This window comes from Serratia sp. 121840015-1, assembly GCF_053627655.1.
In genome coordinates, this window is sequence record NZ_JBSEYF010000001.1 from 618,682 (window position 1) to 642,991 (window position 24,310).

20 protein-coding genes are annotated in these 24,310 nt (G+C 60.6%); 12 read left to right on the forward strand and 8 right to left on the reverse strand.

Annotated features, from left to right (window positions below):
• The first annotated feature begins 164 nt into the window (after window positions 1–164).
• The 6 genes from ACUXAC_RS03015 (at window position 165) to ACUXAC_RS03040 (ending at window position 7,084) form a co-directional block, all read left to right on the forward strand.
• Window positions 165–1,355, forward strand: a complete 1,191-nt coding sequence (locus ACUXAC_RS03015; protein ID WP_342119998.1) for a sugar transporter — start codon at window positions 165–167, stop codon at window positions 1,353–1,355.
• A 174-nt stretch (window positions 1,356–1,529) separates the two neighbouring features.
• Entirely contained in the window at window positions 1,530–2,924 is a 1,395-nt protein-coding gene (locus tag ACUXAC_RS03020; RefSeq protein ID WP_060420334.1) for an MFS transporter, read from the forward strand.
• A 142-nt stretch (window positions 2,925–3,066) separates the two neighbouring features.
• Complete coding sequence (locus ACUXAC_RS03025; RefSeq protein WP_421115068.1) at window positions 3,067–3,897, forward strand: alpha/beta fold hydrolase; 831 nt, start codon at window positions 3,067–3,069, stop codon at window positions 3,895–3,897.
• Window positions 3,898–3,906: 9 nt separating this feature from the next.
• Window positions 3,907–4,332 carry a DoxX family protein gene (locus ACUXAC_RS03030; RefSeq protein WP_033635204.1) on the forward strand — a complete coding sequence of 142 codons (426 nt, stop codon included), beginning with the start codon at window positions 3,907–3,909 and terminating at the stop codon, window positions 4,330–4,332.
• A complete protein-coding gene (locus ACUXAC_RS03035; RefSeq protein WP_025303481.1) occupies window positions 4,325–5,935 on the forward strand; it encodes an MFS transporter in 1,611 nt (536 codons plus the stop codon). Before ACUXAC_RS03030 ends, ACUXAC_RS03035 begins: the two co-directional genes overlap by 8 nt.
• A gap of 96 nt (window positions 5,936–6,031) precedes the next feature.
• Complete coding sequence (locus ACUXAC_RS03040) at window positions 6,032–7,084, forward strand: NAD(P)H-dependent flavin oxidoreductase (RefSeq protein WP_387441669.1); 1,053 nt, start codon at window positions 6,032–6,034, stop codon at window positions 7,082–7,084.
• A gap of 107 nt (window positions 7,085–7,191) precedes the next feature.
• On the opposite strand, the gene ACUXAC_RS03045 is transcribed toward ACUXAC_RS03040, so the two are convergent.
• The 6 genes from ACUXAC_RS03045 to ACUXAC_RS03070 all read right to left on the reverse strand — a co-directional run bounded on the left by ACUXAC_RS03045 (window position 7,192) and on the right by ACUXAC_RS03070 (window position 16,139).
• On the reverse strand, window positions 7,192–8,574 hold the full coding sequence (locus tag ACUXAC_RS03045) for a serralysin family metalloprotease (protein WP_421115069.1): 1,383 nt from the start codon (window positions 8,572–8,574) through the stop codon (window positions 7,192–7,194).
• Between the two features lie 501 nt (window positions 8,575–9,075).
• On the reverse strand, window positions 9,076–10,365 hold the full coding sequence (locus tag ACUXAC_RS03050; RefSeq protein ID WP_454266470.1) for an alginate export family protein: 1,290 nt from the start codon (window positions 10,363–10,365) through the stop codon (window positions 9,076–9,078).
• A gap of 41 nt (window positions 10,366–10,406) precedes the next feature.
• Window positions 10,407–11,306: a VOC family protein gene (locus ACUXAC_RS03055; protein WP_183907095.1), complete on the reverse strand. Its 900-nt coding sequence runs from the start codon at window positions 11,304–11,306 to the stop codon at window positions 10,407–10,409.
• A 480-nt stretch (window positions 11,307–11,786) separates the two neighbouring features.
• Window positions 11,787–12,146 (reverse strand): DUF805 domain-containing protein, encoded by a 360-nt coding sequence (locus ACUXAC_RS03060; RefSeq protein ID WP_197833385.1) that lies wholly within the window; start codon window positions 12,144–12,146, stop codon window positions 11,787–11,789.
• A gap of 114 nt (window positions 12,147–12,260) precedes the next feature.
• The gene (gene katG / locus ACUXAC_RS03065; RefSeq protein WP_387441663.1) at window positions 12,261–14,456 is read right to left on the reverse strand and encodes a catalase/peroxidase HPI; all 2,196 of its coding nucleotides are present in this window, start codon (window positions 14,454–14,456) and stop codon (window positions 12,261–12,263) included.
• Window positions 14,457–14,714: 258 nt separating this feature from the next.
• Window positions 14,715–16,139, reverse strand: coding sequence for a coniferyl aldehyde dehydrogenase (locus ACUXAC_RS03070; RefSeq protein ID WP_387441661.1), 1,425 nt, complete (start codon window positions 16,137–16,139; stop codon window positions 14,715–14,717).
• A 204-nt stretch (window positions 16,140–16,343) separates the two neighbouring features.
• On the opposite strand from ACUXAC_RS03070, the gene ACUXAC_RS03075 reads away from it, so the two are divergent.
• Window positions 16,344–17,174 carry an alpha/beta fold hydrolase gene (locus ACUXAC_RS03075; RefSeq protein ID WP_060420350.1) on the forward strand — a complete coding sequence of 277 codons (831 nt, stop codon included), beginning with the start codon at window positions 16,344–16,346 and terminating at the stop codon, window positions 17,172–17,174.
• Between the two features lie 67 nt (window positions 17,175–17,241).
• Here the strand turns inward: ACUXAC_RS03075 and ACUXAC_RS03080 are convergent, their stop codons facing one another.
• Window positions 17,242–18,294: a porin gene (locus tag ACUXAC_RS03080; protein ID WP_387441659.1), complete on the reverse strand. Its 1,053-nt coding sequence runs from the start codon at window positions 18,292–18,294 to the stop codon at window positions 17,242–17,244.
• A gap of 54 nt (window positions 18,295–18,348) precedes the next feature.
• The gene (gene amiA / locus ACUXAC_RS03085; protein WP_060420869.1) at window positions 18,349–19,191 is read right to left on the reverse strand and encodes an N-acetylmuramoyl-L-alanine amidase AmiA; all 843 of its coding nucleotides are present in this window, start codon (window positions 19,189–19,191) and stop codon (window positions 18,349–18,351) included.
• A 334-nt stretch (window positions 19,192–19,525) separates the two neighbouring features.
• Between amiA and ACUXAC_RS03090 the strand changes: the two genes are divergently transcribed.
• The 5 genes from ACUXAC_RS03090 to ACUXAC_RS03110 are packed head-to-tail and all read left to right on the forward strand — an operon-like array spanning window position 19,526 to window position 24,242.
• Window positions 19,526–20,896, forward strand: coding sequence for an MFS transporter (locus ACUXAC_RS03090; RefSeq protein WP_060451691.1), 1,371 nt, complete (start codon window positions 19,526–19,528; stop codon window positions 20,894–20,896).
• A 16-nt stretch (window positions 20,897–20,912) separates the two neighbouring features.
• Window positions 20,913–21,311, forward strand: coding sequence for a hypothetical protein (locus ACUXAC_RS03095; RefSeq protein ID WP_223182167.1), 399 nt, complete (start codon window positions 20,913–20,915; stop codon window positions 21,309–21,311).
• A 46-nt stretch (window positions 21,312–21,357) separates the two neighbouring features.
• Complete coding sequence (locus ACUXAC_RS03100; protein WP_232734442.1) at window positions 21,358–22,434, forward strand: ABC transporter substrate-binding protein; 1,077 nt, start codon at window positions 21,358–21,360, stop codon at window positions 22,432–22,434.
• A gap of 43 nt (window positions 22,435–22,477) precedes the next feature.
• Entirely contained in the window at window positions 22,478–23,488 is a 1,011-nt protein-coding gene (locus tag ACUXAC_RS03105; RefSeq protein WP_169318599.1) for a FecCD family ABC transporter permease, read from the forward strand.
• Window positions 23,475–24,242, forward strand: a complete 768-nt coding sequence (locus ACUXAC_RS03110) for an ABC transporter ATP-binding protein (protein ID WP_060420360.1) — start codon at window positions 23,475–23,477, stop codon at window positions 24,240–24,242. The genes ACUXAC_RS03105 and ACUXAC_RS03110 overlap by 14 nt, the downstream gene beginning before the upstream one ends.
• Window positions 24,243–24,310: the final 68 nt, after the last annotated feature.

Below are 24,310 nucleotides of genomic sequence, written 5' to 3' on the forward strand. Positions count from 1 at the left end.
ACGCTTCAAGAGATTAGCACAGCATTTGTGCAACCGTGTGTCTGCGAATGTGTCGAAATGCGGCGAAAAAAACCACACAATTAAAGTGTGACGCGTATCGCATTTAGCGGGCCGGTTGGTTAAAATATCGCTACTTGCCCGCACCTGTCCGGATTTTGTTTACCATGGAACACGCTGCCGTTTCGCGCTCAACCGCCTGGTTGCGCGTGGTTATCCTCGCCGTCTCGGCCTTTATCTTCAACACCACCGAATTTATTCCGGTCGGTCTGCTGAGCGACATCGCCGCCAGCTTCTCGATGCAAACCGAACAGGTCGGCCTGATCATTACCATTTACGCCTGGATTGTCGCCGCCGCCTCGTTGGCGTGCATGCTGCTGACCAGCAAAATCGAGCGCCGCAAGCTGCTGATCGGCGTGTTCATGCTGTTTATCGCCAGCCACGTGCTGACCGCCGTGGCCTGGAACTTCACCACGCTGGTCATCTCGCGCGCCGGCGTGGCGCTGGCGCACTCGGTGTTCTGGTCGATCACCGCCTCACTGGCGATCCGCGTGGCGCCGCCGGGCAAGAAAGCCCAGGCGCTGAGCCTGCTGGCGGGCGGCACCGCGCTGGCGATGGTGCTCGGGCTGCCGCTCGGGCGGGTGGTGGGGCAGCTGCTCGGCTGGCGCATGACCTTTATCGGCATCGCGGTGTGCGCCACCCTGGCGCTGGTGCTGCTGTGGCGCTTGCTGCCGGTGCTGAAAAGCGAGCACTCCGGTTCGCTGGCCAGCGTGCCGCTGCTGTTCAAACGCCCGGCGCTGCTGGCGCTGTACATGCTGACCGTCATCGTGGTGACGGCACACTTCACCGCCTACAGCTACATCGAGCCGTTTATCCAGACCGTGGCCGGGCTGTCGGAGAACTTCACCACGCTGATGCTGCTGCTGTTCGGCGCCGCCGGCATCGTCGGCAGCCTGCTGTTCAGCCGCTACAGCGAGCGTTTTCCTTCCGGCTTCTTTATCGGCGCCATCGCGCTGCTGGCCTTGAGCCTGCTGCTGCTGTTGCCGGCCGCCGGCAGCGAAAGCCACCTGACCGTGCTGTGCATCTTCTGGGGCATGGCGATCATGGCCATCGGCCTGTCGATGCAGGCCAAAGTACTGAGCCTGGCGCCGGATGCCACCGACGTGGCGATGGCGATTTTCTCCGGCCTGTACAACTTCGGCATCGGCAGCGGGGCGCTGCTGGGCAACCAGGTGAGCCTGCATCTGGGCATGGGCAACATCGGTTTCGTCGCCGCGCCGCTGGCGCTGATCGCTCTCGGTTGGTGCCTGCTGAGCTTCTACCGCAGCGAACGGCTGCAGCAGCACTCCAGCCGTTAAGCTGTCGATTCGGGATGCCGCTGCGGCATCCCAGGTTGCATTTTCCTGCTATAAAACAGGCTGCTGCAGCGTTTTATGCTTAACTTTTTTTCATAGTCTGCTAATTAAAAATTTAACTCCGACGCCGCTTCGCTAGCATAGAAAGTCATCAAAAATGTTAATGCGAGGTTAACGGTGAGTGACTCTGTAGCGGCGTCGCCGATCCATGCGCGGGATTTGGCGGCCAGAATCGACGCCTTGCCCGCGTCGGCCGGCCTGTGGCGCTTTATCATTCTGCTGTCGCTGGGCGGCTTTTTCGAACTCTACGATCTGTTCCAGACCGGCTATATCAGCACCGGCCTTATCGCCGACGGCATTTTCCACACCGGCGCGCAGGGCGTCTTCGGCGTGTCGGACCAGGCGGCCTTCGCCTCCGCCACTTTTCTTGGCCTGTTCGTCGGCGCCAGCCTGCTGAGCCCGTACGCCGATCGCTTCGGCCGCCGCGCCACCTTCATGTTCGCCCTGATCTGGTATGGCGCCTTCTCGCTGCTGCTGGCGTTTCAACAGCAGGCGGAGTGGGTGATCTTTCTGCGCTTTCTGGTGGGCGTCGGGCTCGGCATTGAGCTGGTGACCATCGATACCTACCTGACGGAGTGGGTGCCCGCGCATCTGCGCACCCGGGCTTTTGCCTTCGCGTTCTTCGTGCAGTTCCTGTCGGTGCCGGCGGTGGCGCTGATGTCCTGGTGGCTGGTGCCGCAGACGATTTGGGGCCTGAGCGGCTGGCGCTACGTGGTGATCGCCGGTGCGCTGGCTTCGCTGGTGATTTGGCTGGTGCGCAAGGGGCTGCCGGAGTCGCCGCGCTGGCTGGTGCAGCAGCGGCGCTATGCGCAGGCCCGGCAGGTGATGCGGGATATGGAGCGGCGCTGCGGCGTGGCGGCCACGGACTTCCCGTCGCGCCCGGCTGACGATGCCGAGGGGGCGCCGCTGCACGGCCGCTTTCGCGATATCTGGGCGCCGCAGTACCGCGATCGCACGCTGATGCTGGTGGTGATGAATTTCTTTCAGGCCATCGGCTTCTTCGGCTTCGGCAACTGGCTGCCGGCGCTGCTGTCGGGCAAGGGCGCTTCGGTCACCCACAGCCTGCTGTACGCTTTCTTCATCACGCTGGCCTACCCGCTGGGCTCGCTGCTGTGCAGCTTCTACGCCGACAAGATGGAGAACAAGTGGCAGATCGTGTTGTCTTGCCTGGTGACGGTGATCTTCGGCTCGCTGTTCGCGCTGCAGAACAACCCGCTGTGGCTGATCCTGTGCGGCTTCTTCATCACCTGGTCCAACGCCTGGCTGACCTATAGCTACCACTCCTATCAATCCGAGATCTTCCCGACCCACATCCGCGCCCGCGCCGTCGGTTTCTGCTACTCCTTCAGCCGGCTGTCGACGGTGTTCAGCAGCATCATCATCGGTATTATCTTGCAGTACGGCGGCTCGCTGGGGGTGATCGCGTTTATCGTCGCCAGCATGCTGATCGTGATGCTGGTGATCGGGCTGTTCGGCCCGAAAACGCGCGGCATCGATCTGGAAAACATCTGACGTTTTGCGCCGGCGGTGACGCCGGCCTCTTCAGCAAAAAAACTCGCGATCATGCGAAAATTATTCCGTTATCACTGCCTTTGCGCCTGCCGTACTGTTACCCGGTACAAAATCCAATTCAATACCGAGCGGGGAACACGTCATGAGCATCCTCACCGCGCCCGATGGCGCGCGCATTTTCTACAAGGATTGGGGCCGCGGCCAGCCGATCCTGTTCTCCCACGGTTGGCCGCTGTCCGCCGACGCCTGGGACAACCAGCTGCTGTTTTTTGGCCAGAGCGGGTTCCGGGTGATCGCCCACGATCGCCGCAGCCACGGCCGTTCGGATCAGACCTGGCACGGCAACGACATCAACCAATACGCCGACGATCTGGCTCTGCTGATTGAAACGCTGGATCTGCGCGATCTGATCCTGGTCGGCCACGCCATCGGCGGCGGCGAAGTGGCGCGCTACATCGGCCGCCACGGCAGCGATCGGGTGGCGAAGGTGGTGCTGGTGGGCGCCGTGCCGCCGCTGATGCTGCAAACGCCGGCCAATCCGGAAGGCGCGCCCATGGCGGCCTTCGACGGCATTCGCAGCGGCGTGGCGGGCAACCGCTCGCAGTTCTTCAAAGATCTGGCGGTGCCGTTCTACGGCTTCCACTGCGACGAGGTGGAGAGCAATGCGGGGCTGATCGACCACTTCTGGCTGATGGCCATGCAGGGCGGTGTGAAAGGGCAGTACGACGGCGTGAGCGCATTCTCCGAAGTGGATTACACCGCCGATCTGTTGGCGATCGACAGGCCGACGCTGCTGGTGCACGGCGACGCCGATCAGATCGTGCCGATCGGCGCCTCGGCGCTGAAAGCCGCTAAGCTTATGCAACAGGCGGAGCTGAACGTTTACGCCGGCGGCGCTCACGGCTTGGCGCAGGTCGATCCCGATCGCTTCAACGCCGATCTGCTGGCCTTTATCCAGAATTCGCCGTTCTAAGGGGGCGCGATGAACCTGACTGCTATCGCCGCCCGCTGCGCGCAGCGGCTGCATGCGCCCGCGGTGCGCTGGCTGCTGCTGCTCGCCATTTGCGCCGCCTACATCCAGGGCGGGTTGGTCAAGGCGCTGAACGTCGAAGGCGCGGTTGCCGAGATGACCCACTTCGGCCTGCAGCCGGCGGCGCTGTTCGCCGTGCTGGTGACGCTGCTGGAACTGGCGGCGTCGGCGCTGATCCTGAGCGGCTTTTATCGCTGGCTCGGCGCGTTGGCGCTGGCCGGTTTTACCCTGATGGCGACGCTGATGGCCAATCCGTTCTGGCAGTTCGACGGGGCGGAGCGCGGCCAGATGATGAACGGATTTTTTGAACACCTCGGGCTGGCCGGCGCGCTGTTGCTGGTGGCATTTAACGATTTGAAGGAGCGAACGGATGGCTGAACAGACGGAAAACAAGGCGGCGGCGGGCGGCTTCGCGCCGCTGAAAATCCCATTATTTGCGGTGCTGTGGGGCGCCACGGTGCTCGGCAACGTCGGCAGCTTTATGCGCGACGTCGCCAGCTCGTGGCTGATCACCGATCTGTCGAGCAACCCCTCGGCGGTGGCGCTGATGCAGACCGCCGCCACGCTGCCGGTGTTCCTGCTGGCGATCCCGGCCGGGGTACTGTCGGACATCCTCGATCGGCGGCGCTTTCTGATCTTCGTGCAAATTCTGCTGGCCTGCGTCAGCGGCAGCCTGCTGGTGCTGTCGCAGACCGGTGCGCTGACGGTGGAATACCTGCTGGCGCTGACCTTCGTCGGCGGCATCGGTGCGGCGCTGATGGGGCCGACCTGGCAGGCGATCGTGCCGGAGCTGGTGCCGCGCACCGAGCTGAAAAACGCCGTGGCGCTGAACTCGCTCGGCATCAACATCGCCCGCTCCATCGGCCCGGCGGCCGGCGGCCTGCTGCTGGCCAGCTTCGGTGCCGGCGCGGCCTACGGCGCGGACGTGATGAGCTATGTGCTGGTGATCGCGGCGCTGCTGTGGTGGAAGCGGCCGAAGGCCGAGGACAGCGGCCTGTCGGAACACTTCTTCGGCGCTTTCCGCGCCGGGCTGCGCTATGCCCGTTCCAGCCGTGAGCTGCACGTGGTGCTGCTGCGGGCAGCGGTGTTTTTCGCCTTTTCCAGCTCGGTCTGGGCGCTGCTGCCGCTGGTGGCGCGCCGCATGCTGGGCGGCAGCGCCGGTTTTTACGGCGTTCTGCTGGGGGCGGTAGGCGCCGGGGCGATCCTCGGGGCGATCGCGCTGCCGCGCCTGCGCCAGCGGCTGAATGCCGACGGGCTGGTGCTGCTGGCGGCGGTGCTCACCGCCGTGGTGATGGCGGCCCTGTCGCTGGCGCCGCCGCAGTGGCTGGCGGTGGTGCTGCTGTTGGTGCTGGGCGCCGGCTGGATCATTGCGCTGACCACGCTCAACGGCGCGGCGCAGGGCGTGCTGCCCAACTGGGTGCGCGGCCGCGGCCTGGCCATCTACCTGATGGTGTTCAACGGCGCGATGGCGGCAGGCAGTCTGCTGTGGGGGCTGGTGGCGCAGGAGCTGGGCGTGGCCGCCACGCTGCTGGTCGGCGGCGTCGGCCTGTTGGCGGCGGGGCTGCTGTTCCACCGCCTGCGCTTGCCGACCGGCGAGGCCGATCTGCAGCCGTCGAACCATTGGCCGGAGCCGCTGGTCAACACGCCGGTTGAGAACGATCGCGGCCCGGTGATGATTCAGGTGGAGTACCGCATCCGTGAACAGGATCGGCCGCAGTTCCTGCGCACGCTGCTGATGCTGGAGCGGGCGCGTCGCCGCGACGGCGCTTACGCCTGGGGCATTACCGAGCACACCGGCGATCCGGAATGCATCATGGAGTGGTTCCTGGTGGAGTCCTGGGCGGAGCACCTGCGGCAGCACCAGCGGGTGTCGCACGCCGACGCCGATCTGCAGCAGGAGGCGTTGCGCTTCCACATCGGGCCGGAGAAACCGGTGGTGCATCACTTCCTGTCGCTCGACCGGCATCAGGTGAAGCATTAACTGCACGGTCAGGCGGTGAGAAGGTGCTATGCTTTTGGTCGGTTCGGCGGCGCGGCCGCCGTAAGACGAATGTAGTCAGCACAGGGAGACACATTGATGACGGCACCTTCTGCTTTTGCCCGTGAGCTTGGGCTGCGCTATCCGATCGTTCAGGGGCCGATGAACGGCGCGTCGCCGCCGGCGTTGGCGGTGGCGGTGAGCAACGCCGGGGCGCTGGGCTCGTGCGCGGCGGCGCTGTTTTCACCGGCGGTGATCCTCGAACGCGTGCAGCAGATCCGCGCGCAGACCACCGCGCCGTTCAACATCAATCTGTTTCTGCTCGATGAGCAGCACCCGGATCTCGCCGAGCTTAAGCGCGCCCAGCACCTGCTGCGGCCGTTCCGCGAAGCGCTGGGGCTGAGCGAGCCGCCGATCCCCACCCAATTCGCCGAAAACAACCGCGACCAGATTGCGGCCTTGCTGGAGGCGGCGCCGCCGGTGGCCAGCTTCACCTTCGGCGTGCTGCCGCGCGCCACGGTCACGCAGTTCAAGAAGGCTGGCTCGCGGGTGATCGGCACCGCCACCACGGTGGCGGAAGCCCGCGCCTGGGAAGAGGCGGGTGCCGACTTCGTTTGCGTCTCGGGCTCGGAGGCGGGCGGCCACCGCCCGACCTTCCTCGGCGACATCGAGCAATCCTGCGTCGGCCTGATGGCCCTGCTGCCGCAGGTGGTGGCGGCGGTGAAGATCCCGGTGATCGCCGCGGGCGGCATCATGAACGGGCGCGGCATCGCGGCGGCGCGCTTGCTGGGCGCGCAGGCGGCGCAGCTGGGCACCGCGTTCCTGTGCAGCCCGGAGTCGGGCATCGCCGAAGCCTGGCGGGCGGCGCTGAGCAACGCCGGCGATGACAGCACGCGCCTGACGCGCGCCTTCAGCGGCCGCCCGGCGCGCGGTATCGTCAATGATTTCATGCGCCAGATGCGCGCGGAAGAGGCGCAGATCCTGCCTTATCCGGTGCAAAACGCGCTCACCGGCGATATCCGCCAGGCGGCGGCCAAGGCCGGGCGCGGAGAGTTTATGTCTCTGTGGGCCGGGCAGGGCGTGGGCCTGGCGCGGCCGATGCCGGCCGCGGAGCTGGTCGCCACCCTGGCGGCGGAGCTGGAGGCGGTGTGACCTTGTCTGCGCAATTTATTGCTTTGGCAATGTAACAAGACGCCGGAGTGAGATCTGAAAAGAGATGAACAGCCCGGCGTTCGCGCCGGACTGCGGGTTTGTCTTGGCTAGACGAGAATATCGGCGGAGGCGTCGACCTGCCCAACGATTTTAACTAGGAAATCAGGCAATTGATTGCCGGAGAGATTGATGGCCAGATCGGTGACATTCTGCTGCGCGTCATAATTCAGCGCCGCTTCATACAACGAGCCGCTTAAACTATTCACGAAGTGCAACTCGCTCCCTTCTGCCTTAGCCGTCTGGTTGATCCACGAGAGATCGATTTTATCCACCGCCGTCTGGAAATCACGGATCCAGTCCGGTGCGGCGGCTTGGCTGTCGCCGACTGCGCGGAAGACAAAGGTGTCCGCGCCTGCATTGCCCCAGAGCTGATCGGCGCCGCCGGCACCGTAAATGATGTCGTTGCCTGCACCGCCTTTTAGCGTATTGTTCAGTGCGTTGCCCACTAAAATGTCGGCGCCGCTGCCGCCGATGATATTTTCAATCTGCGCGCCGTAGGCGATGGCGATATTCGCCTTCAAGCCGCCCACATCTGAGAATGAGCCTTCGTTAATGTTGATTCGCTGATCTTGGTTGTAGCCTGAAAAATCCAGCGTGTCATTGCCGCCGGCATCCCAGATAGCCGCCACGATTTTGTCCGTGGACGTCTTAACGCTCAAAAAGTCTCTGTCCGTATTCGAGTTGAAACCATAGGTGGTATCGCCGGTGCGCGTGGTGGTATTCGCGCCGTACAGTTTCTGTATGGCGGTAATATCGTCCAGCTGCGGCCCCGATGGCCAAACGCCTTTATAGTCAGCGCTCGTATATTGCTCGCTAAAATAGCTCATTAAAGAATATTGATGGTCGTCTTCATAATACTTCGCCGAGTTGGTGTAGGTGGGGTAAGTCGTGTTGGAGGCATCATAGTTCCCTGGGTGCGAGAGCCCCAGCGCATGCCCTATTTCGTGGGTCAGCGTATCTCTGGCATAGTTATTGGTTTGTGGGTTAGAGGCGTCGTAGCCATTGTTCCCGCTGATCCATATAGTGCTTTTGAGATCGTTTTGCGTACTTTCATAAGAGGTGTAATTGCCCCCGCTGGCCGCCTTATAAAAACCAAACTTTATATCTGCATTTTTCGCGTCGTTGCCTGTGACTTCGGTAAACGTGATGTTGGCGACGTCTGACCAGGACTGCAATGAAAGCTTGGTTTGAGCCTGTTGGGCGGCGTTGAGCTGTGCGGATCCTGGCTTATCGCTGTCGGTATACACGGGGAAAGAGTAGGTTAATGCTGCCGCATGGTCGGTCACACCTTTGCCATTGGCGGAATAATGGCTCCTCAGCAACAGATCTGAAACCTCCTCCGTGGTGTATGAGGGCTTGCTGCTCCCCGCGTGATCGCCTCTTTCATAACTCGTTAAATAACCGGAAATCTTATCGGTCGCTAATGACATCTCAAACTCCTTTGGACGTTGACAATATTGCACCTAACGCTCTATATGCTCGTACACAGGTTTGAAAATAGGGGTAATTAGTGGGTTATCATTAGTTTGCCTCCTTGATCTGGCTTGAATATTGCATTCAAGCGGGATATGTCCTTATCATTAATCACGGTGAGGAATTAATGGCGCGCAATGGTTGGCTGAAAGCAGTATAGGCAAAATTATTTTATTAATGAGTTATTCTTATATGAATCTTTTACATAAGATATGCGTAAAAGGCGTGCTTAAATAACTAGGTGGAATTAAATATTTATTTAATATTACCCTGTAATTGGCTCGCGAAATTTACGTGACTGATTTATCTTTTTGCTTTTCATTAGTTTTTATCTGTGAATGGCGGCGAGTAGCCGCCATCGCTGCAATGCATATAGGCGGCTACACGCTGGCGATCGTCATTAATTGAGTACGGGATTATTAAGGACACTCGCGTACACCGATTAACTTGCCTGATACTTAAAAGCTGTAGGTGCCCTGTGCCAGCACGAAGTTCATGTTTTTCAGCCCGGCATGCTGCTGCAGGCTGTGGCCGACGTCGAAGTAGACATAGGCTACCTTGAACTGGAGATCGCTGCGCGGCGTCCAGGTGGTTTCGACCTGATACTGGTTGCCGATAAAGCGCGAGCACTGCTCGCTGCCTTTCACCGGGCGCATCGGCCCGAGATAGAAGGCATCCTCGCGGCGTTGCCGCCACAACGCGTCCCAGCTGAAATCGATGGACAGGGTTTGCCATGGCGTAATCGTGACCGAAGGGTGGATGGCGATCAGGTTAGCCGGCGCCACCAGTCCGTTCTCGGTCAGGTAGGGCAGCTTGGGGTACATGGCGTTAAAGGTATTGAGCTGCCCATCGTGACCGTTTTTATCGCCGCTGGCGATGCCAATCTTGCCGCCGAAGCGCGGTTGCCAGCGCCAGTCGCTCACCGTATACCCGGCGTGCGCCGACGCCGACCAGGCGCGGATGTCGCGCTGTTCTGCGCTGCCGAACTGCCAGGCGGCCTCGTTGTCCCAGTCGAATCCCTGCGCCGCGCCGAAAATGCGCGCGCCGACGGTATAACGCCGCTCTTGCCCGCTGAGCTGCGCGTAGTGGGCATCGCTATCCTCAAAGCCGAAGGTGTAGAGATCGAGCGAGGAAACCAGCGCGGCCAGCGGCGTGGTGCCGTACAGCCCCCACACCTTTTGGCTGTTGTCGGTATCGTCGTCGAAACTGCCGGTTTTAAGGGTGACGGGATGGCCGATAAAGGCGTCGAGGCGGTTTTTATCCTTGGCCCAGCTGGCGCGGACGGCGTCGAAAGAACGGCGCACGTTGGGGCCGTCGCGGGTGCCCATCAGGTGCAGCGAACCCAGCGCAATCTCCTGGCGGCCGACCCGCAGGGTGCCGAGGCCGTAGGCGGTGGGCAGTTTTAAGTCCACGTAGCCCTGACCGAGATAGGCATGATCTTCGTCGGTCGGCTTGCGCCCGCGATCGCGCGGCGTGGCCAGTGACGATCCCAACTGAACATAGGCGCCAAAGTTGTCGCCATAGTCGAGGCGCGCGCCAATCAGCAGGCGCTGCATGAAGGTATCGTCGCGTCCGCCGCTCAGATCCCGTTGATCCGTCCATTCATAGCGCTCGCGCAGTGAACCGTCGAAAGACAGGGTGGCCGCATCGCCCAACGGGATGTTTTTCCAGGGGGACGCGGCGGGCTCCGCCGCCAGGGCGGGGAGCGTGGAGAACAGCAACAGTGCGAGAAGCGTGCGTTTCATCATGGATATCCGAAGAAAAAAGCGCGCCGCAGCACGCCTTGGGTTTATTTAGCCGCCTGGTGAATTTCGGCGATGTAGCCGCCGGGGAAACGCACCAGCGCCGAGGCGCGGCGCTCCGCCGCCGTCGAACGCCACAGCACCTGCGCGCCGCTGGCCGTCGCTTTGGCCAGCGTGGCCGGCAGATCGTCGACGCCATAGCCGGTGCGCTCATGGCCGAACGGATAAGGCAGATGCCCGTCGGTGACGAAAATGCGCGTTTTGCCGAAGCGGGAGTCCAATTCGATCTGGCGGATCTTGCCGTTGTCGCTGCGGCCGATCGCCGTGTCGCTGACCAGTTCGTCGCTCACGACCTTGCCGTGCGAGAACGCCTGGTAGCTTTTCAGGAAATCGTCGACGCGGTAGGCGGAGAGATACAGGCGGTTTTCCGGCACGCTCAGCAGAGGCTTGTAATTAGGCGCCTTGGTGTGCCAATAGAGCTGCATGTTAACGCCGCCGGGCCACTGGATCACCGCGTCGCGGCCGATCGGATCGTCGAAAGGCGCAACCTGCACATCGGCGCCGGCGGCCCTGGCTTGGCGGATGGCGGCGTCCATATCCCTGACCAGAAAACCGTTGCGCTCGGTGCCGAACGGGTGCGGGATCGGCGTTTTGAAATCGAACACCGAGAAGCTGCCGGCCGGCGTCAGTATCAGCTGGGAGTAAGTTTCGCTCGGCGTGGGCGTGACGTTGACCAGCACGCGTTCGGTGCTGGTACCGCCGAAGGTTTTCAGAATGCTGTCGACAAAGGCATCCATCTTGCCGCGTTCGACGTAGACATGGGTGGTGTCATATTGCGGCCCTACGGCGAGAGACGCCGTATCGGCCGCCCAGGACATTGCCGGGAGCAGCAGCGCAAGGGCCGATATCCTCAGCCGACGAGAAGAAATACCGATAATATGTTGCATGATGACCTCCAGGTAGCGGTTATTTTCCTGAGTAAAGTGTGATTCCCTATGACCTTTCCCGTCGGTTGAAAAATAAAAAAGAAAAGCGCAGTGCGCGGGGGGAAGCATTAAATAAGGGCGAGCGTCTGGCGCCTAGGAAATATCACCCAGGTGCAGAACCTCTTTTTTATTGGCATAAAAACGGTGGGCGCTTTTGGCGGCCGGGCCCGCAGCCGCTAAGGGGCGGCGATGAGAATAAGGCCCGCCTTGGCGCATATTGAGGTGAATCGAGGATAATCCATAATGGTGTTCTCCTTGATGGGATATATCGCATTAGCCAGCTGAGTTTACGGTCTTCATTGCCGTCTAAATATAAATACAGCATTAAAAGAATTGCCGCCCATCAAATTTTTATATGACTTGTTGAGTAAATACGAATAAGCGGGTAAAGAGAATATCGCGGCGCCAGCCATGGCTCGCCGAAGCAGGCCGTGAGGGGGCTTACGCCAGGTTTGGGCGATCGTCGTAAGGGTTATTGATGTTCTTAGCGGGAAGGAACAGCGCGAAGATAAGCATTACATAGGGTGTGAAGCAGAACCATGTCAGGCACCAACCACCGGAGTAACCCGCATCATGCAAACGGCGCACATTGGCCGCTAGCATAGGCAGCAAAAACGCCGCAAGCGCGAAAATGGAAATCTCATTCATCTTGCTGGCGATAACGGCGAGATAAAGCAGAAACCAAACGTGCTGGCACAAAAGCAGCATTGAGTAAGGCCCACGGCTTTCGCGGCCTGAGTAGGTGAAGGTCTTTTTGTAACTGCTGAAGAGCGGGTGAGCGCTATCCGATGTCTGTATCATGCCATCTCCTTGGCTGTGGTTAACCCACGTTAGCACGAGATTGCGATAAAGATATGCATCAATGATTAAAAAGCCCGCCAGGTTTACCGTGGCGGGCTTTGTGCTGTCGCTTAGTTAGGCCAGATCGAAACGATCGAGGTTCATCACTTTGTTCCAGGCGGCGACGAAGTCGTGGGCGAACTTCTCCTGCGCGTCGGCGCTGCCGTAGACTTCGGCCAGCGCGCGCAGCTGCGCGTGTGAACCGAACACCAGATCGACGCGGCTGCCGGTCCACTTGACCGCACCGCTGCGGCGATCGCGCCCTTCGAACAGGCCGTCTTCACCGACCGGGTGCCAGGTGGTGCCCATGTCGAGCAGGTTGACGAAGAAGTCGTTGGTCAGCGCCTGCGGCCGCTGGGTGAACACGCCGTGCTGCGTGCCGCCGACGTTGGCACCGAGCACCCGCAGCCCGCCGACCAGCACCGTCATTTCCGGCGCGGTCAGGGTCAACAGCTGCGCCTTGTCGACCAGCAGCGTTTCGGCCGGCACGCGGTATTTGCCCTTCAGGAAGTTGCGGAATCCATCGGCGAGCGGCTCCATCGCTTCGAAAGAGTCCACGTCGGTCTGCTCCTGCGAAGCGTCCATGCGGCCCGGCGCGAACGGCACCGTCAGGGTCAAACCAGCGTTCTTCGCCGCCTGTTCCACGCCCGCGGCGCCGGCCAGTACGATCAGATCTGCCAGCGAGACGCGCTTGCCGCCGGTCTGCGCATCGTTGAAGGTGCGTTGGATGCTCTCCAGCTTGGCCAGCGTCGCGGCGAGCTGCGCAGGCTGGTTGACCGCCCAGTCTTTTTGCGGCGCCAGGCGAATGCGCGCGCCGTTGGCGCCGCCGCGTTTGTCGGAACCGCGGAAGCTCGAAGCGGAAGCCCAGGCGGTGGAGACCAGCGCCGACACCGGCAGGCCGGAAGCCAGCACGGCGTTTTTCAGCGCGGCGATATCCTGATCGTCGATCAGCGGATGATCGACCGCCGGGATCGGATCCTGCCAAATCAGCTCTTCCTGCGGCACTTCCGGGCCGAGGTAGCGCGCACGCGGCCCCATGTCGCGGTGGGTCAGCTTGAACCAGGCGCGGGCGAAGGCGTCGGCCAGCTCTTCCGGGTGCTCATAGAAGCGGCGCGAAATCTTCTCGTAGGCCGGATCGAAGCGCAGCGACAGATCGGTGGTCAGCATGGTCGGGCGGCGTTTCTTGTTCGGATCGAAGGCGTCGGGAATGGTTTCACCGATGTCTTTCGCCACCCACTGATGCGCGCCGGCCGGGCTTTGGCTCAGCTCCCATTCGTATTCGAACAGGTGGCGGAAGAAGTCGTGGTTCCACTGGGTTGGGGTGGTGGTCCAGGTGACTTCCAGGCCGCTGGTGATGGCGTCTTTGCCGACGCCGGTGCCGAAGGTGCTGTGCCAGCCGAGGCCCTGCGACTCCAGCCCGGCCGCTTCAGGATCGGCGCCGACGTTAGACGCCGGGCCGGCGCCGTGGGTCTTGCCGAAGGTGTGGCCGCCGGCGATCAACGCCACGGTTTCTTCGTCGTTCATCGCCATGCGGGCGAAGGTTTCACGAATGTCGCGCGCGGCGGCCACCGGATCGGGATTACCGTCCGGGCCTTCCGGGTTGACGTAGATCAGGCCCATCTGCACCGCCGCCAGCGGGTCTTCCAGGTCACGGTCGCCCGAGTAGCGGCTGTTTGGCCCGCCGCTCAGCTCCAGCCAGATCTTCTCCGAACCCCAGTAGACGTCGTCCGGCTCCCAGGTGTCGGCACGGCCGCCGGCGTAGCCGAAGGTTTTGAAGCCCATCGATTCCAGCGCTACGTTGCCGGTCAGGATAATCAGGTCGGCCCAGGAGATATTGCGGCCGTATTTCTGTTTGATGGGCCACAGCAGGCGGCGCGCCTTGTCGAGGCTGACGTTGTCCGGCCAGCTGTTGAGCGGGGCGAAGCGCTGCTGGCCTTCGCCCGCGCCGCCGCGGCCGTCGCCGATGCGGTAGGTGCCGGCGCTGTGCCAGGCCATGCGGATAAACAGGCCGCCGTAGTGGCCGAAGTCCGCCGGCCACCATGCCTGCGAGTCGGTCATCAGGGCGTGCAGATCCTGTTTGACCACCGCCAGATCGAGGCTGTTGAAGGCGTCGGCGTAGTTGAAGTCTTTGTCCATCGGATCGGACAGGGGGGAGTGCTGATGCAGCGGTTTCAGGCTGAGCTGATTAGGCCACCAATCCTGATTGGTGGGGCCGTCTTGCGGTGCGGGCTGCTTGCCGCCCGAAAACGGGCATTTGCTTTCAGTTGTCATAATGCGCTCTCTGCTTCCGTAAAGGTGCTCCAGCCGCCGGGCGTGGAGCGGTTAACAAGGCATGCGGGTCAGGCTTGCGTCGGGTGTTGCGCTAAATAACTGAACTCAATGGAATCACATCGCCCCGGCCGCTAACGGGCACAGGGCGACTCATGGCTAAGCTTAGTCAGCGGCGGCGGAGAGATAAAATAGGAATGAGTGAATATTGCGATAGCTTGCGGCGATTTATGGGGGGTTATTGATAGCCAGCACGCCGCCTTATCGACGCCGCAACATCACCTTGAGCACCGCGTCTGCCAGCTTGCCGAACGGTGCGCGCAGCAGATCGGTGAAGTGCCAGCGACTTTGGATAAAGACGCCCTTGGCGTGGCTCAGCGCCCGGAATCCTTCAATGCCGTGATAGGCCCCCATGCCGCTGGGGCCGATGCCGCCGAACGGCAGATCGTCCTGGGCAAAATGCAGCAGGGTGGCGTTGACGCTGACGTTGCCGGAGGTGGTGCGCGCCAGCAGCCTGTCCTGCAGGGGGCCGCCTGGGCCAAAGTAGTACAGCGCCAGCGGGCGCGGCCCGGCGTTGATAACGTCGAGCGCTTCATCAAAGGCGGCGTAGGTGCGTATCGACAGCAGCGGCCCGAAGATCTCCTCTTGCATGATCCGGCTGTCGTCGGGGGCGCCGATGATAAGCGTAGGGGCCAGCGTGTTCGGCCGTTCAGACGCCGAGTCCGGGCGGTGGCCGACCGGATGGATTTGCGCGCCGCGCGCCTGTGCGTCGGTGAGCAGATCCTGCAAACGGTGGTAGTGCCTGTCGTTGATGATGGCGCCGTAGTCATGGCTCGTCGGCCCGTCAGGGTAAAACGCTTTGACCGCCGCGTCGTAGAGCGCGATGAAGTTTTCCACATCGTCCTGATGGATCAACAGGTAATCGGGTGCGATGCAGGTTTGGCCCGCGTTCGACAGCTTGCCGAACGCCAGGCTGTTAACGGTTCTGGCGGTGAGCGCGCCGGGCGCCACGACGGCGGGGCTTTTGCCGCCCAGCTCGAGCGTCAAGGGCACCAGATTTTTACCGGCCGCCTGCATGATCTGGCGGCCGATCGCCGTGCTGCCGGTGAACACCAGATGATCGAACGCCAGTGCGCTGAACCCGGCTCCGACGTCCGGCCCGCCGGTCACCACAGTGACCTCATCGGCGGGAAACAGCGCCGCCAGCATCGTTTCGATGAGTTGGCTGGTGTGCGGCGTGAGCTCCGAAGGTTTCAGCATCACGCGGTTGCCGGCGGCCAGGGCGGTGGCCAGCGGGATGAAGGTCAACGAAAACGGGTAGTTCCACGGCGCCATGACGCCAATCACACCCTTAGGTTGGTATTGCACGTAGGCGCGCCCGGCCTGGTACGGCAGGGCGACGTGGCGGCGTTCCGGCTGCATGAAGCGTTTCAGATTGCGCAGCAGGTAATCGATCGCCTGCACGGTGACCAGGATCTCCAGGATGTCGGTTTCGTAGGGCGAGCGGTGGCCGAAGTCCGCGCTGACGGCCGCCGCCAGCGCACCGCGCTGGGCCAGAATGGCGCTCCGTAGGCGGCGCAGGGCGGCCTTGCGCTGATCCCTCGTCGGCGCGCCGTCGCGCAGGAAGGCGTGGCGCTGGGCGGCAAGCCGTTGCTCCATCGTCATGAGGATGTCATCTCCCTGCACTTGAATTCTCCTGATGCCGATCGCGTTACTGAGGGAAATACCGCTTGCCGGGCCGCTATTGACCTTAAAGTGAACTTTAAACCTATACTCGTTAAACGATCAACGCAAGATCGTCGGCCAACCGGGATGAGGGAGCCAGAGATCCCGGCGCCGCGCGCAGTATAAACCTTCTTTTTTAACCATAGTGTAAATGGGAGAAACGACATGGGTTACGTAACAACCAGCGATGGCGTCGAGATTTTCTACAAGGATTGGGGCCCCAAAAACGGCAAGGTTATCTACTTCCACCACGGCTGGCCGCTGTCCAGCGACGACTGGGATGCCCAGATGCTGTTCTTCGTGAACAAAGGGTTCCGCGTGGTGGCGCACGATCGCCGCGGCCACGGCCGCTCCAGCCAGGTGTCGGAAGGGCACGACATGGACCACTACGCCGATGACGTCGCCGCGGTGGTAAAACACCTCGGCGTGCAGGGCGCGATGCACGTGGGCCACTCGACGGGCGGCGGCGAAGTGGTGCGCTATATCGTGCGCCACGCCGAGGACAAGGTGTCCAAAGCGGTGCTGATCAGCGCGGTGCCGCCGCTGATGGTAAAAACCGACGCCAATCCGCAGGGCACCCCCAAAGCGGTGTTCGATGATTTCCAGGCGCAGCTGGCCGCCAACCGGGCACAGTTCTATTACGACGTTCCCGCCGGCCCGTTCTACGGCTATAACCGCCCAGGCGCCAAACCCTCTGAGGCGATTATCTGGAACTGGTGGCGCCAGGGCATGATGGGCGGCGCCAAGGCGCACTACGACGGCATTGTCGCCTTCTCGCAGACCGATTTCACCGAGGATCTCAAGAAGATTGCCATTCCGGTGCTGGTGATCCACGGCGACGACGATCAGGTGGTGCCTTATCAGGACTCCGGCGTGCTGTCGGCCAAGCTGGTGCAAAACGGCACGCTCCATACCTATAAGGGCGCGCCGCACGGCATCCCGACCACCCATGCCGATCAGGTCAACGCCGATCTGCTGGCGTTCGTGAACAGCTAAAGACTCAACGCGTCGCGAGCCTCGCCCCTTACCGGGCGGGGCTTTTTATTGGCTGCGGGAGAGCGGATCACCAATGATAGCTGATGCCCATATCGAGCTTGTCCGACGCATCGACGCCGGGCGTGTGCTGCGAAAGGTTATTGAATTCATAGTTAATGAACACCTGCATATTGCCGTTGAGCAACCAGGTGACCCCCAACTCCTCATAGTTCAATAAGTCCGTGTTCCGGCCTGCCCGGGCCTGTATCAAGCGGGTATAGCCGATGTTGGGTTGAATATGGTCCGTCAGCCGATATTTGGCGAGCGCTTCATAACTTGACGCCGAGCCGCGGTTAGCGGTTTGTTGCGGGCTGATGGCGTTGTCGCTTTGGGTGAACACGGCCGCAAGATAGATTTTTTTCGACGCATAGAGAACCCCTTCGGCCAGCGTGTCGATGCGCCGGCGATAACCGGCGGCGTGTTGCTGCCGCTGCGTGGTTTGAGACGCCGAGGCGGCGGCGATGAGGCTGAGCGTCGGCATCAGCGCATAACGGAACGAGGCACCGAATCCGTTGCCGTTTTGTTTGCCCGGCGCTTGCCGTTCGTCGCCGTCTTTGAACTGGTATTGCAGCGCGAGGGCGGCGCGCCGCTGAAACAGGCTGAAAGTTTGGCGGTAGGTGAGCAGGTTATGCGCCCGGCCGCGCATAAAGTTGTCGATATAGTTGTAGGCCATCTCTCTAAACAGCGGAGAGCGATCGGTCAGGGCGGTCACATCATAAAGCACGCCCCAGTTGCGGCCGATATCGAGGCTGCCCAGGGCGGCGTTTTGCACGCCGATATAGGCGAGCCGGGTGCTGTTGCGCGTCGCGTCGGCGAAGCTGACGGTATATTCCCAGTGGGCGTAGGCCTGCCAGCGCGGCGCGATCTTTTTTTTGCCTATCAGGCCGAAATAGAGGTAGCTGCGGTCGCCGTCGTCGCGTTCGTTTTGGCCGCTGTAGCGTCTGGCGATAATCGTGCCGTAGAAATTCAGGCTGTTTTGCTGCGATCCCGTCAACGACACGGCGGAGGCGCCGCACGGCAACAAGGCCAGCAGGGGGAAAAGCATGCCCGCCGAAAAATTACGAGGATTGCGTTTTATCATGATGGCACCGTCCCTGTGCGCGGCAAGCCCGTGAGCTTGCCGCCCCGGCGAAGCTTAAGCGTGCGTTTCGCGTTTAAAGTAGCTGACGATCCCCTGAGCGATCGCCGTGGCAATTTTATTTCTGAAGGCGGGGGTGCCGAGCAGCCTTTCTTCCTCAGGGTTGGTGATGAAAGAGGTTTCCACCAAGACGGAAGGAATATACGGGGACTTTAAGACCACGAAGGCCGCCTGTTCGGTATTTTTGGCATGCAGATGATGGATGGGCGCAATATGTTGAATCAGGTGCGAGCCCAGCGCCAGGCTCTCTTTGATCGTTTCCGTCTGCTCCAAATCAAACAGTATCTTCTGCAAATAGCGGTCTTTCTTGATGACGTTAGGGCCGGCGAGATCGTCCGCCGCGTTTTCACTGTTCGATAAGTATTTCGCCATCGCGCTGCTGGCGCCTTTATTGGAAAGCGCAAAGACCGACGCGCCGCAGGCGCTGGGGCAGGTAAAGCCGTCGGCGTGGATGGACATGAAAAGATCCGCGCCATGCCGGTGCGCGATCTCCACCCGATCGTAAAGCGGGATAAAAACGTCGCTGTCGCGCGTCAGGCGGGCATCGATGCCGTGTCGATCGAGCTGTGCACGCACATTTCTGGCGATCTCCAGAACGACATGTTTTTCCAGCGAACCGGTGTGGCCAATGGCTCCGGAGTCGATGCCGCCATGACCGGGATCCAACATGACCAGGAATCTTTTTCGCGCCCCGTGAGGGCCGTTCTGCTTTTTGGGGCGTGGCAGGCCGTGGGCGTGAGCCAGCGGGGAAACGGCGCCGTTCAGCGCCAGGGCCGCCAACCCTGCCAACATCATTCTGCGGCGAGATAACCGGGTGTTCAAAAGGTCCGTCTTAGCCATAAGGGTAACCAGCATAAAAGGAAAGGGTGTTTTTGTTATAACATAACAATTCCGTGCGTCGGCGGGGTTGTCTGTTAGCGGCTGTTACTTTTAATGTCATTCCTTAAATTCACTGGCTTTTTATACTGCATTTATTTTGTTTATTGAATGTTCGTATTGCTATTCATTTGTTTTGTATTTGTTAATTCTTATTTTGACACACTATTTAATCTAATATTTCAAATGAGATTTATTCTCCTCTTTAATTGATATGTTATAACGTAATTACTAAAACGGATAAAAAACGGGGTCTTTGCCGCCGGCATGAAGCCACTCACGTTTTTGGAGCGTTAACATGACTTTTAAACACCAGGAAAAAGAGACATTAAATATATTCGCCGTTCTCGCGGTCTCGTTAAGCACGGTCATCGCCATGCTCGACAGTACCATCGCCAACGTGGCACTGCCGGTGATCGCCAAAGATTTCGGCGTCTCCGAATCGGCCTCCATCATGATTATTAATGCCTACCAGTTTGCCGTCGTTGCCTCTTTGATGCCCTTCGCGGCGCTGGGCCGCGCGGTGGGCAATAAAAAGATCTTTATAGCCGGGGTGGTGCTGTTCGCTTTTTCATCCTTGGGCTGCGCGCTTTCCGCGACGCTGTCGATGCTGACGGCATTCCGGGTGATACAGGGCTTCGGTGCGGCGGCGGTGCTCAGCGTCAATGCGGCGCTGATCAAGGAGATATACCCGGAAAGGCTGCTGGGGCGCGGCCTGGGCATAAACGTAATGGTGGTGTCGGTTTCCGCCGCCGCCGGGCCCTCCATCGCCTCGGCGATACTTTCTCAAACGAGCTGGAACTGGCTGTTTACCATCAATGTTCCCATCGCCTGCCTGTCGCTGTTGTTGAGCCTGATCTTCCTGGCCCCCCGCGAGCGGCGCAGCGTTGGATTCGACAGCGGGGGGGCCCTGTTGGTGTTTGTGCTGTTCATCGCTTTCTCGCTCAGTACCATGAGCATGACCACCCACCATCTGCCGGCGGCGGCGCTGAGCTTTGCGGTATTCGCCGGGCTGGCCGGGTTGCTGTATATCAATCAGAAAAGAAAGGCCAACGCCGCGCTGATCCCGATCGCGATGCTGCATAACCCGACGCTGTCATTGTCTTTGCTGATGTCGATGCTGTCCTACAGCACCCAGCTTTTGGCTTTTGTATCGCTGCCTTTCTATTTCCACAATGTCCTGCAAAGAAACGTGGTGGATATCGGTCTGTTGCTGACCGCCTGGCCGCTGGCCACCATGGCATCTTCGCTAATTTCCGGCGATTTGGCCAAGAAATACGATCCCAATCTTGTTGCCCTCTCGGGCCTCGCCTGTCTGCTGGCAGGCATGCTGCTGATGGCCAATCTGCCCAGCGATCCGTCGAATGGGGCGATCGTATGGCGCGTGGCGCTGTGCGGCATCGGTTTTGGCCTGTTTCAATCACCGAACAACCTGCTGATCATGACGTCGGTCTCCCATGAAAACAGCAGCATCGCCAGCGGCCTGTTGGGCAGTTCCCGGCTGATTGGGCAAATCGTCGGTTCGGCGTTAGTGGCGATTTTCTTCAATATGCGGGGCGCGCAAGCGACGAATATCAGTTTAATGGCGGGGGCGGCATTCTCGTTCCTTTCTCTGGTCGTGAGCTATATGCGCTTCAAGTCCGCCGTTACGTTAAAAACCAGCAAATAGAAGCACGAGGTTTCCCATGCGATTTATCCCATTAGTGCCGTTGGTTATCGGGATGGCGGCGTTTTCCCTTGCCGGCTGCACGACCTACCACGACGTGGCGTTGCAACAAAAAGAGACGGGGCTCAATAGCCAATATTACCTGCTGCAGCCGCCGGTCTATGTCGGCGACCAGTTGAAATATGGTCTGAAGGACGGCAGCGGCGGCGAGCTGACGGTGGCGAAGGTTGAACCGAAAGACTTGGTTGCCGACAGCGGAAAAATCATTCCTCTGTCGCAGCTCTCTTTCCTGCAACGAAAAGACCTTTCCACAGGAAAAACCGCCGCGTTGGTCGGCGGCGGCGCGGTCGCCACCACGGCAATCGTGTTTGTGGCCGGGATCACCATCATGGCCGCCGGCATCGCCGCGTCGGCCTAATACAGCCCATCGACGCGCGCCGCCGAGCGTGCGCACAGGAGGCACCATGTGCGTCACAGTGAAATTTATCGCCACCGCTCTGCTGGCAATATTCGCCTTGCCGACCGCGCCTTGCGCCACCGCCGGCCAGCCGGCGGCGGCCGAACCGCCACAAAGCGTGGCGGCGCAAACGCTGCCCGGCAGCTATCCGCGGATCGTCATCACCGGCAACTGCCCCTTCGGCGTGATCCTGGCGAACGAGGCGGCCTACCGGCACGTCGTCGGCGTGGGGCCCTGGGCGTTCATGCATGCCGATAGGCATGTATTGGAGGACATGAAGCCTGACATCGGCAGGATCACCTCCGCCTTCATCAATAAGGACTACCGGGTCAACATGGAATCGTTAATGAATCTACGGCCCGACATTATTTATTACTACGGCAAAAGCCAGGACGATCGGCTGGAAAGGGCGGGCGTGATGACCGTCGATCTGGATGCCGGTGGGAAGACAAAATACCAGCCGATGGCCACCCAGGTGTATTGGGAAAACACTTTCGCCGACACGCTCGGCCTGCCGCGCACGCACAAATTCAAAGACGCCTGGGAAAAGACCCTGAAGCAGATCCGCCCCTATGCCGCAGCCATCCATGCGCAGCACGTCAGGGCGTTGTATCTCGAAGAAAGTGACGGCAGGCAGCTGAAGGTGAGTGGCCCGCATACCTACGGCGATACCTACCTGAAAATGGCCGGCATGGACAACGTCGCCGGGGATTTGCCGGTGAAGGGGGATGCCGGCAGGTACATCACCGTTTCGATGGAGCAGATCATGGCCTGGGACCCGGATGTGATTTTCGTGGTTTTCGGCAGCGCCAAAGCGCTGCTGCACGGGGGGATCCCCGGCCAGGCCTGGGAAACGCTCAGGGCGGTAAAAAACGGCAAGGTTTTCTCGACGCCGGTGGGCATTCATAACTGGGGGGGCCTGTCGGCGGAAACGTCACTGCTGCCGCTGTTTATGATCAACCGGTATGCCCCTGAAGACATTAGCGACAAAACGCTGCGGGAGGAGACGCGCCGCTATTATCAGACGATGTTCTCTTATGCGATCCCGGACCGGTTGCTGGATGAGGTGCTGGCACAGCGCTAGTGCCACGGTTGAATAGCATTCATTTAATGGGGGGAGCTTGGGGATGCCGGGCAGAGGAAAATATGTGGCGATCCTGGCGGGGCTGTTTTTGGCCTTGTGTGTGGCCGCCGTCGCATCACTGTTTGCCGGCCGCTACGCCTTGTCGGCCCACGATGTGATGCAGATTTTGTGGCAGGGGAACATGCCGGGGGAAAACCCGACCCGCTATTCGGTGATTTTTAACCTGCGCGCGCCGCGGGTGGTGGCGGTGATGCTGGTGGGCGGTGGGTTGGCGGTCGCCGGCGCGACCTTTCAGGCGGTGCTGAAAAACGCGTTAGCCAGCCCGGACGTGCTGGGCACCTCTTCCGCCTCCGCCTTTGGCGCTGCGCTGGGCATTTTATTGAGTTTGCCTTTTGCTCTGAGTGCCATGCTGTCGTTTCTTTTCGGCGTGGTGAGCTTGCTGTTGGTGCTCGGCATCTGCCGCCTGAAACGTCGGCAGGATGCGCTGACGACGATCCTGTCCGGCATGATTATCGCGTCGTTGTTTATCGCGTTTGTCTCGGTCATAAAATATGTCGCCGATCCGCAGGATACCTTGCCGGCGATCGTCTTCTGGCTGATGGGCAGCTTCGCTTCGGTGGCGAAAGCGCAGGTCTATTGGCTAATCCCGCTGTTTGCGGCGTGTTACCTGACAATCTATCGGCTCAGGTGGAAAATGAACATTCTCTCGCTGGGGGACGACGAGGCGCGCATTGCCGGCCTGAATCCGCCCCGGTTGAAGATCCTGCTGCTGATCGCCGCCTCCTTGCTGGTTTCCGCTTCGGTAAGCTTGGCCGGCGTGGTGGGATGGGTCGGCTTGGTGATCCCGCATCTGGTGAGAAGCGTGCTGGGGTATAACCACGGCCGCCTGATCCCGGTCTCGGCGCTGAGCGGGGCGTTGTTTTTGCTGGTGATAGACAATATCGCCAGAGGCGCCACCTACGCAGAAATCCCGATCGGCATCCTGACCGCGCTGATCGGTGCGCCGCTTTTCGCCACGCTTTTTATTATGGGCAATCGATATGATCACCGCTAGCCGACTATCCTTTGGTTTCAAAGGGCGGGAGCCCATTTTCGACAACGTCAGCTTCGAGCTTAAGCGCGGCGAGATCCTCAGCGTGCTGGGCCCGAACGGCGCCGGCAAAACCACGCTGCTGAGAAATATTGCGGGCCTGTGTCGGCCCAGCGCCGGCTGGTGCGAGATCGGCCGTGTCGATAATCGAGAGGCGCGCCTGGCCTATGTGCCGCAGGCGAAGGCGCCACATTTTTCCTATGGCGTACTCGATTTTGTCACTTTCGGCTGCGTTCGTCAGGCCGGACTGTTTGCCCGGCCGGGAAAGCACGATTTCGCCAGGGCGCAGGCGGTGCTGCAATCTCTGGAAATCGGCCCGTTGGCGCAGAAAAGCATCGATCAGATCAGCGGCGGTGAACTGCAGATGTGTTATTTCGCCAAGGCGCTGATGGCAGATCCTGACGTCATGATCCTTGATGAGCCGGAGTCGAACCTGGATTTTTACAATCAGGCAAAAATGATCGAGATGCTCTGGCGCCTCGCCAAAGAGCGGCAGATGACGATCGTGCTGAATACGCATTTCCTCAATTACGCCGAACGCATCTCCGACAAGTGTTTACTGATGACAAAACGGCAGTCGTTGTTTGGCGTTAAAAGCGCTGTGCTGCGGGAAGATATCCTGGAACGCTATTTTCGGGTGCCGGTAAGAAAGTGCCGCTATGAATACCAGGGCGCCGGCGAAGAAACCTTTATTATCGCTCTGCGCAATCTCGCCTGAGTTTCGGCTGCAAAGATTGCTTGAGGGATATCCCTCATTGCGGCCCCGCCGGCGGTTATTTAAGCTGA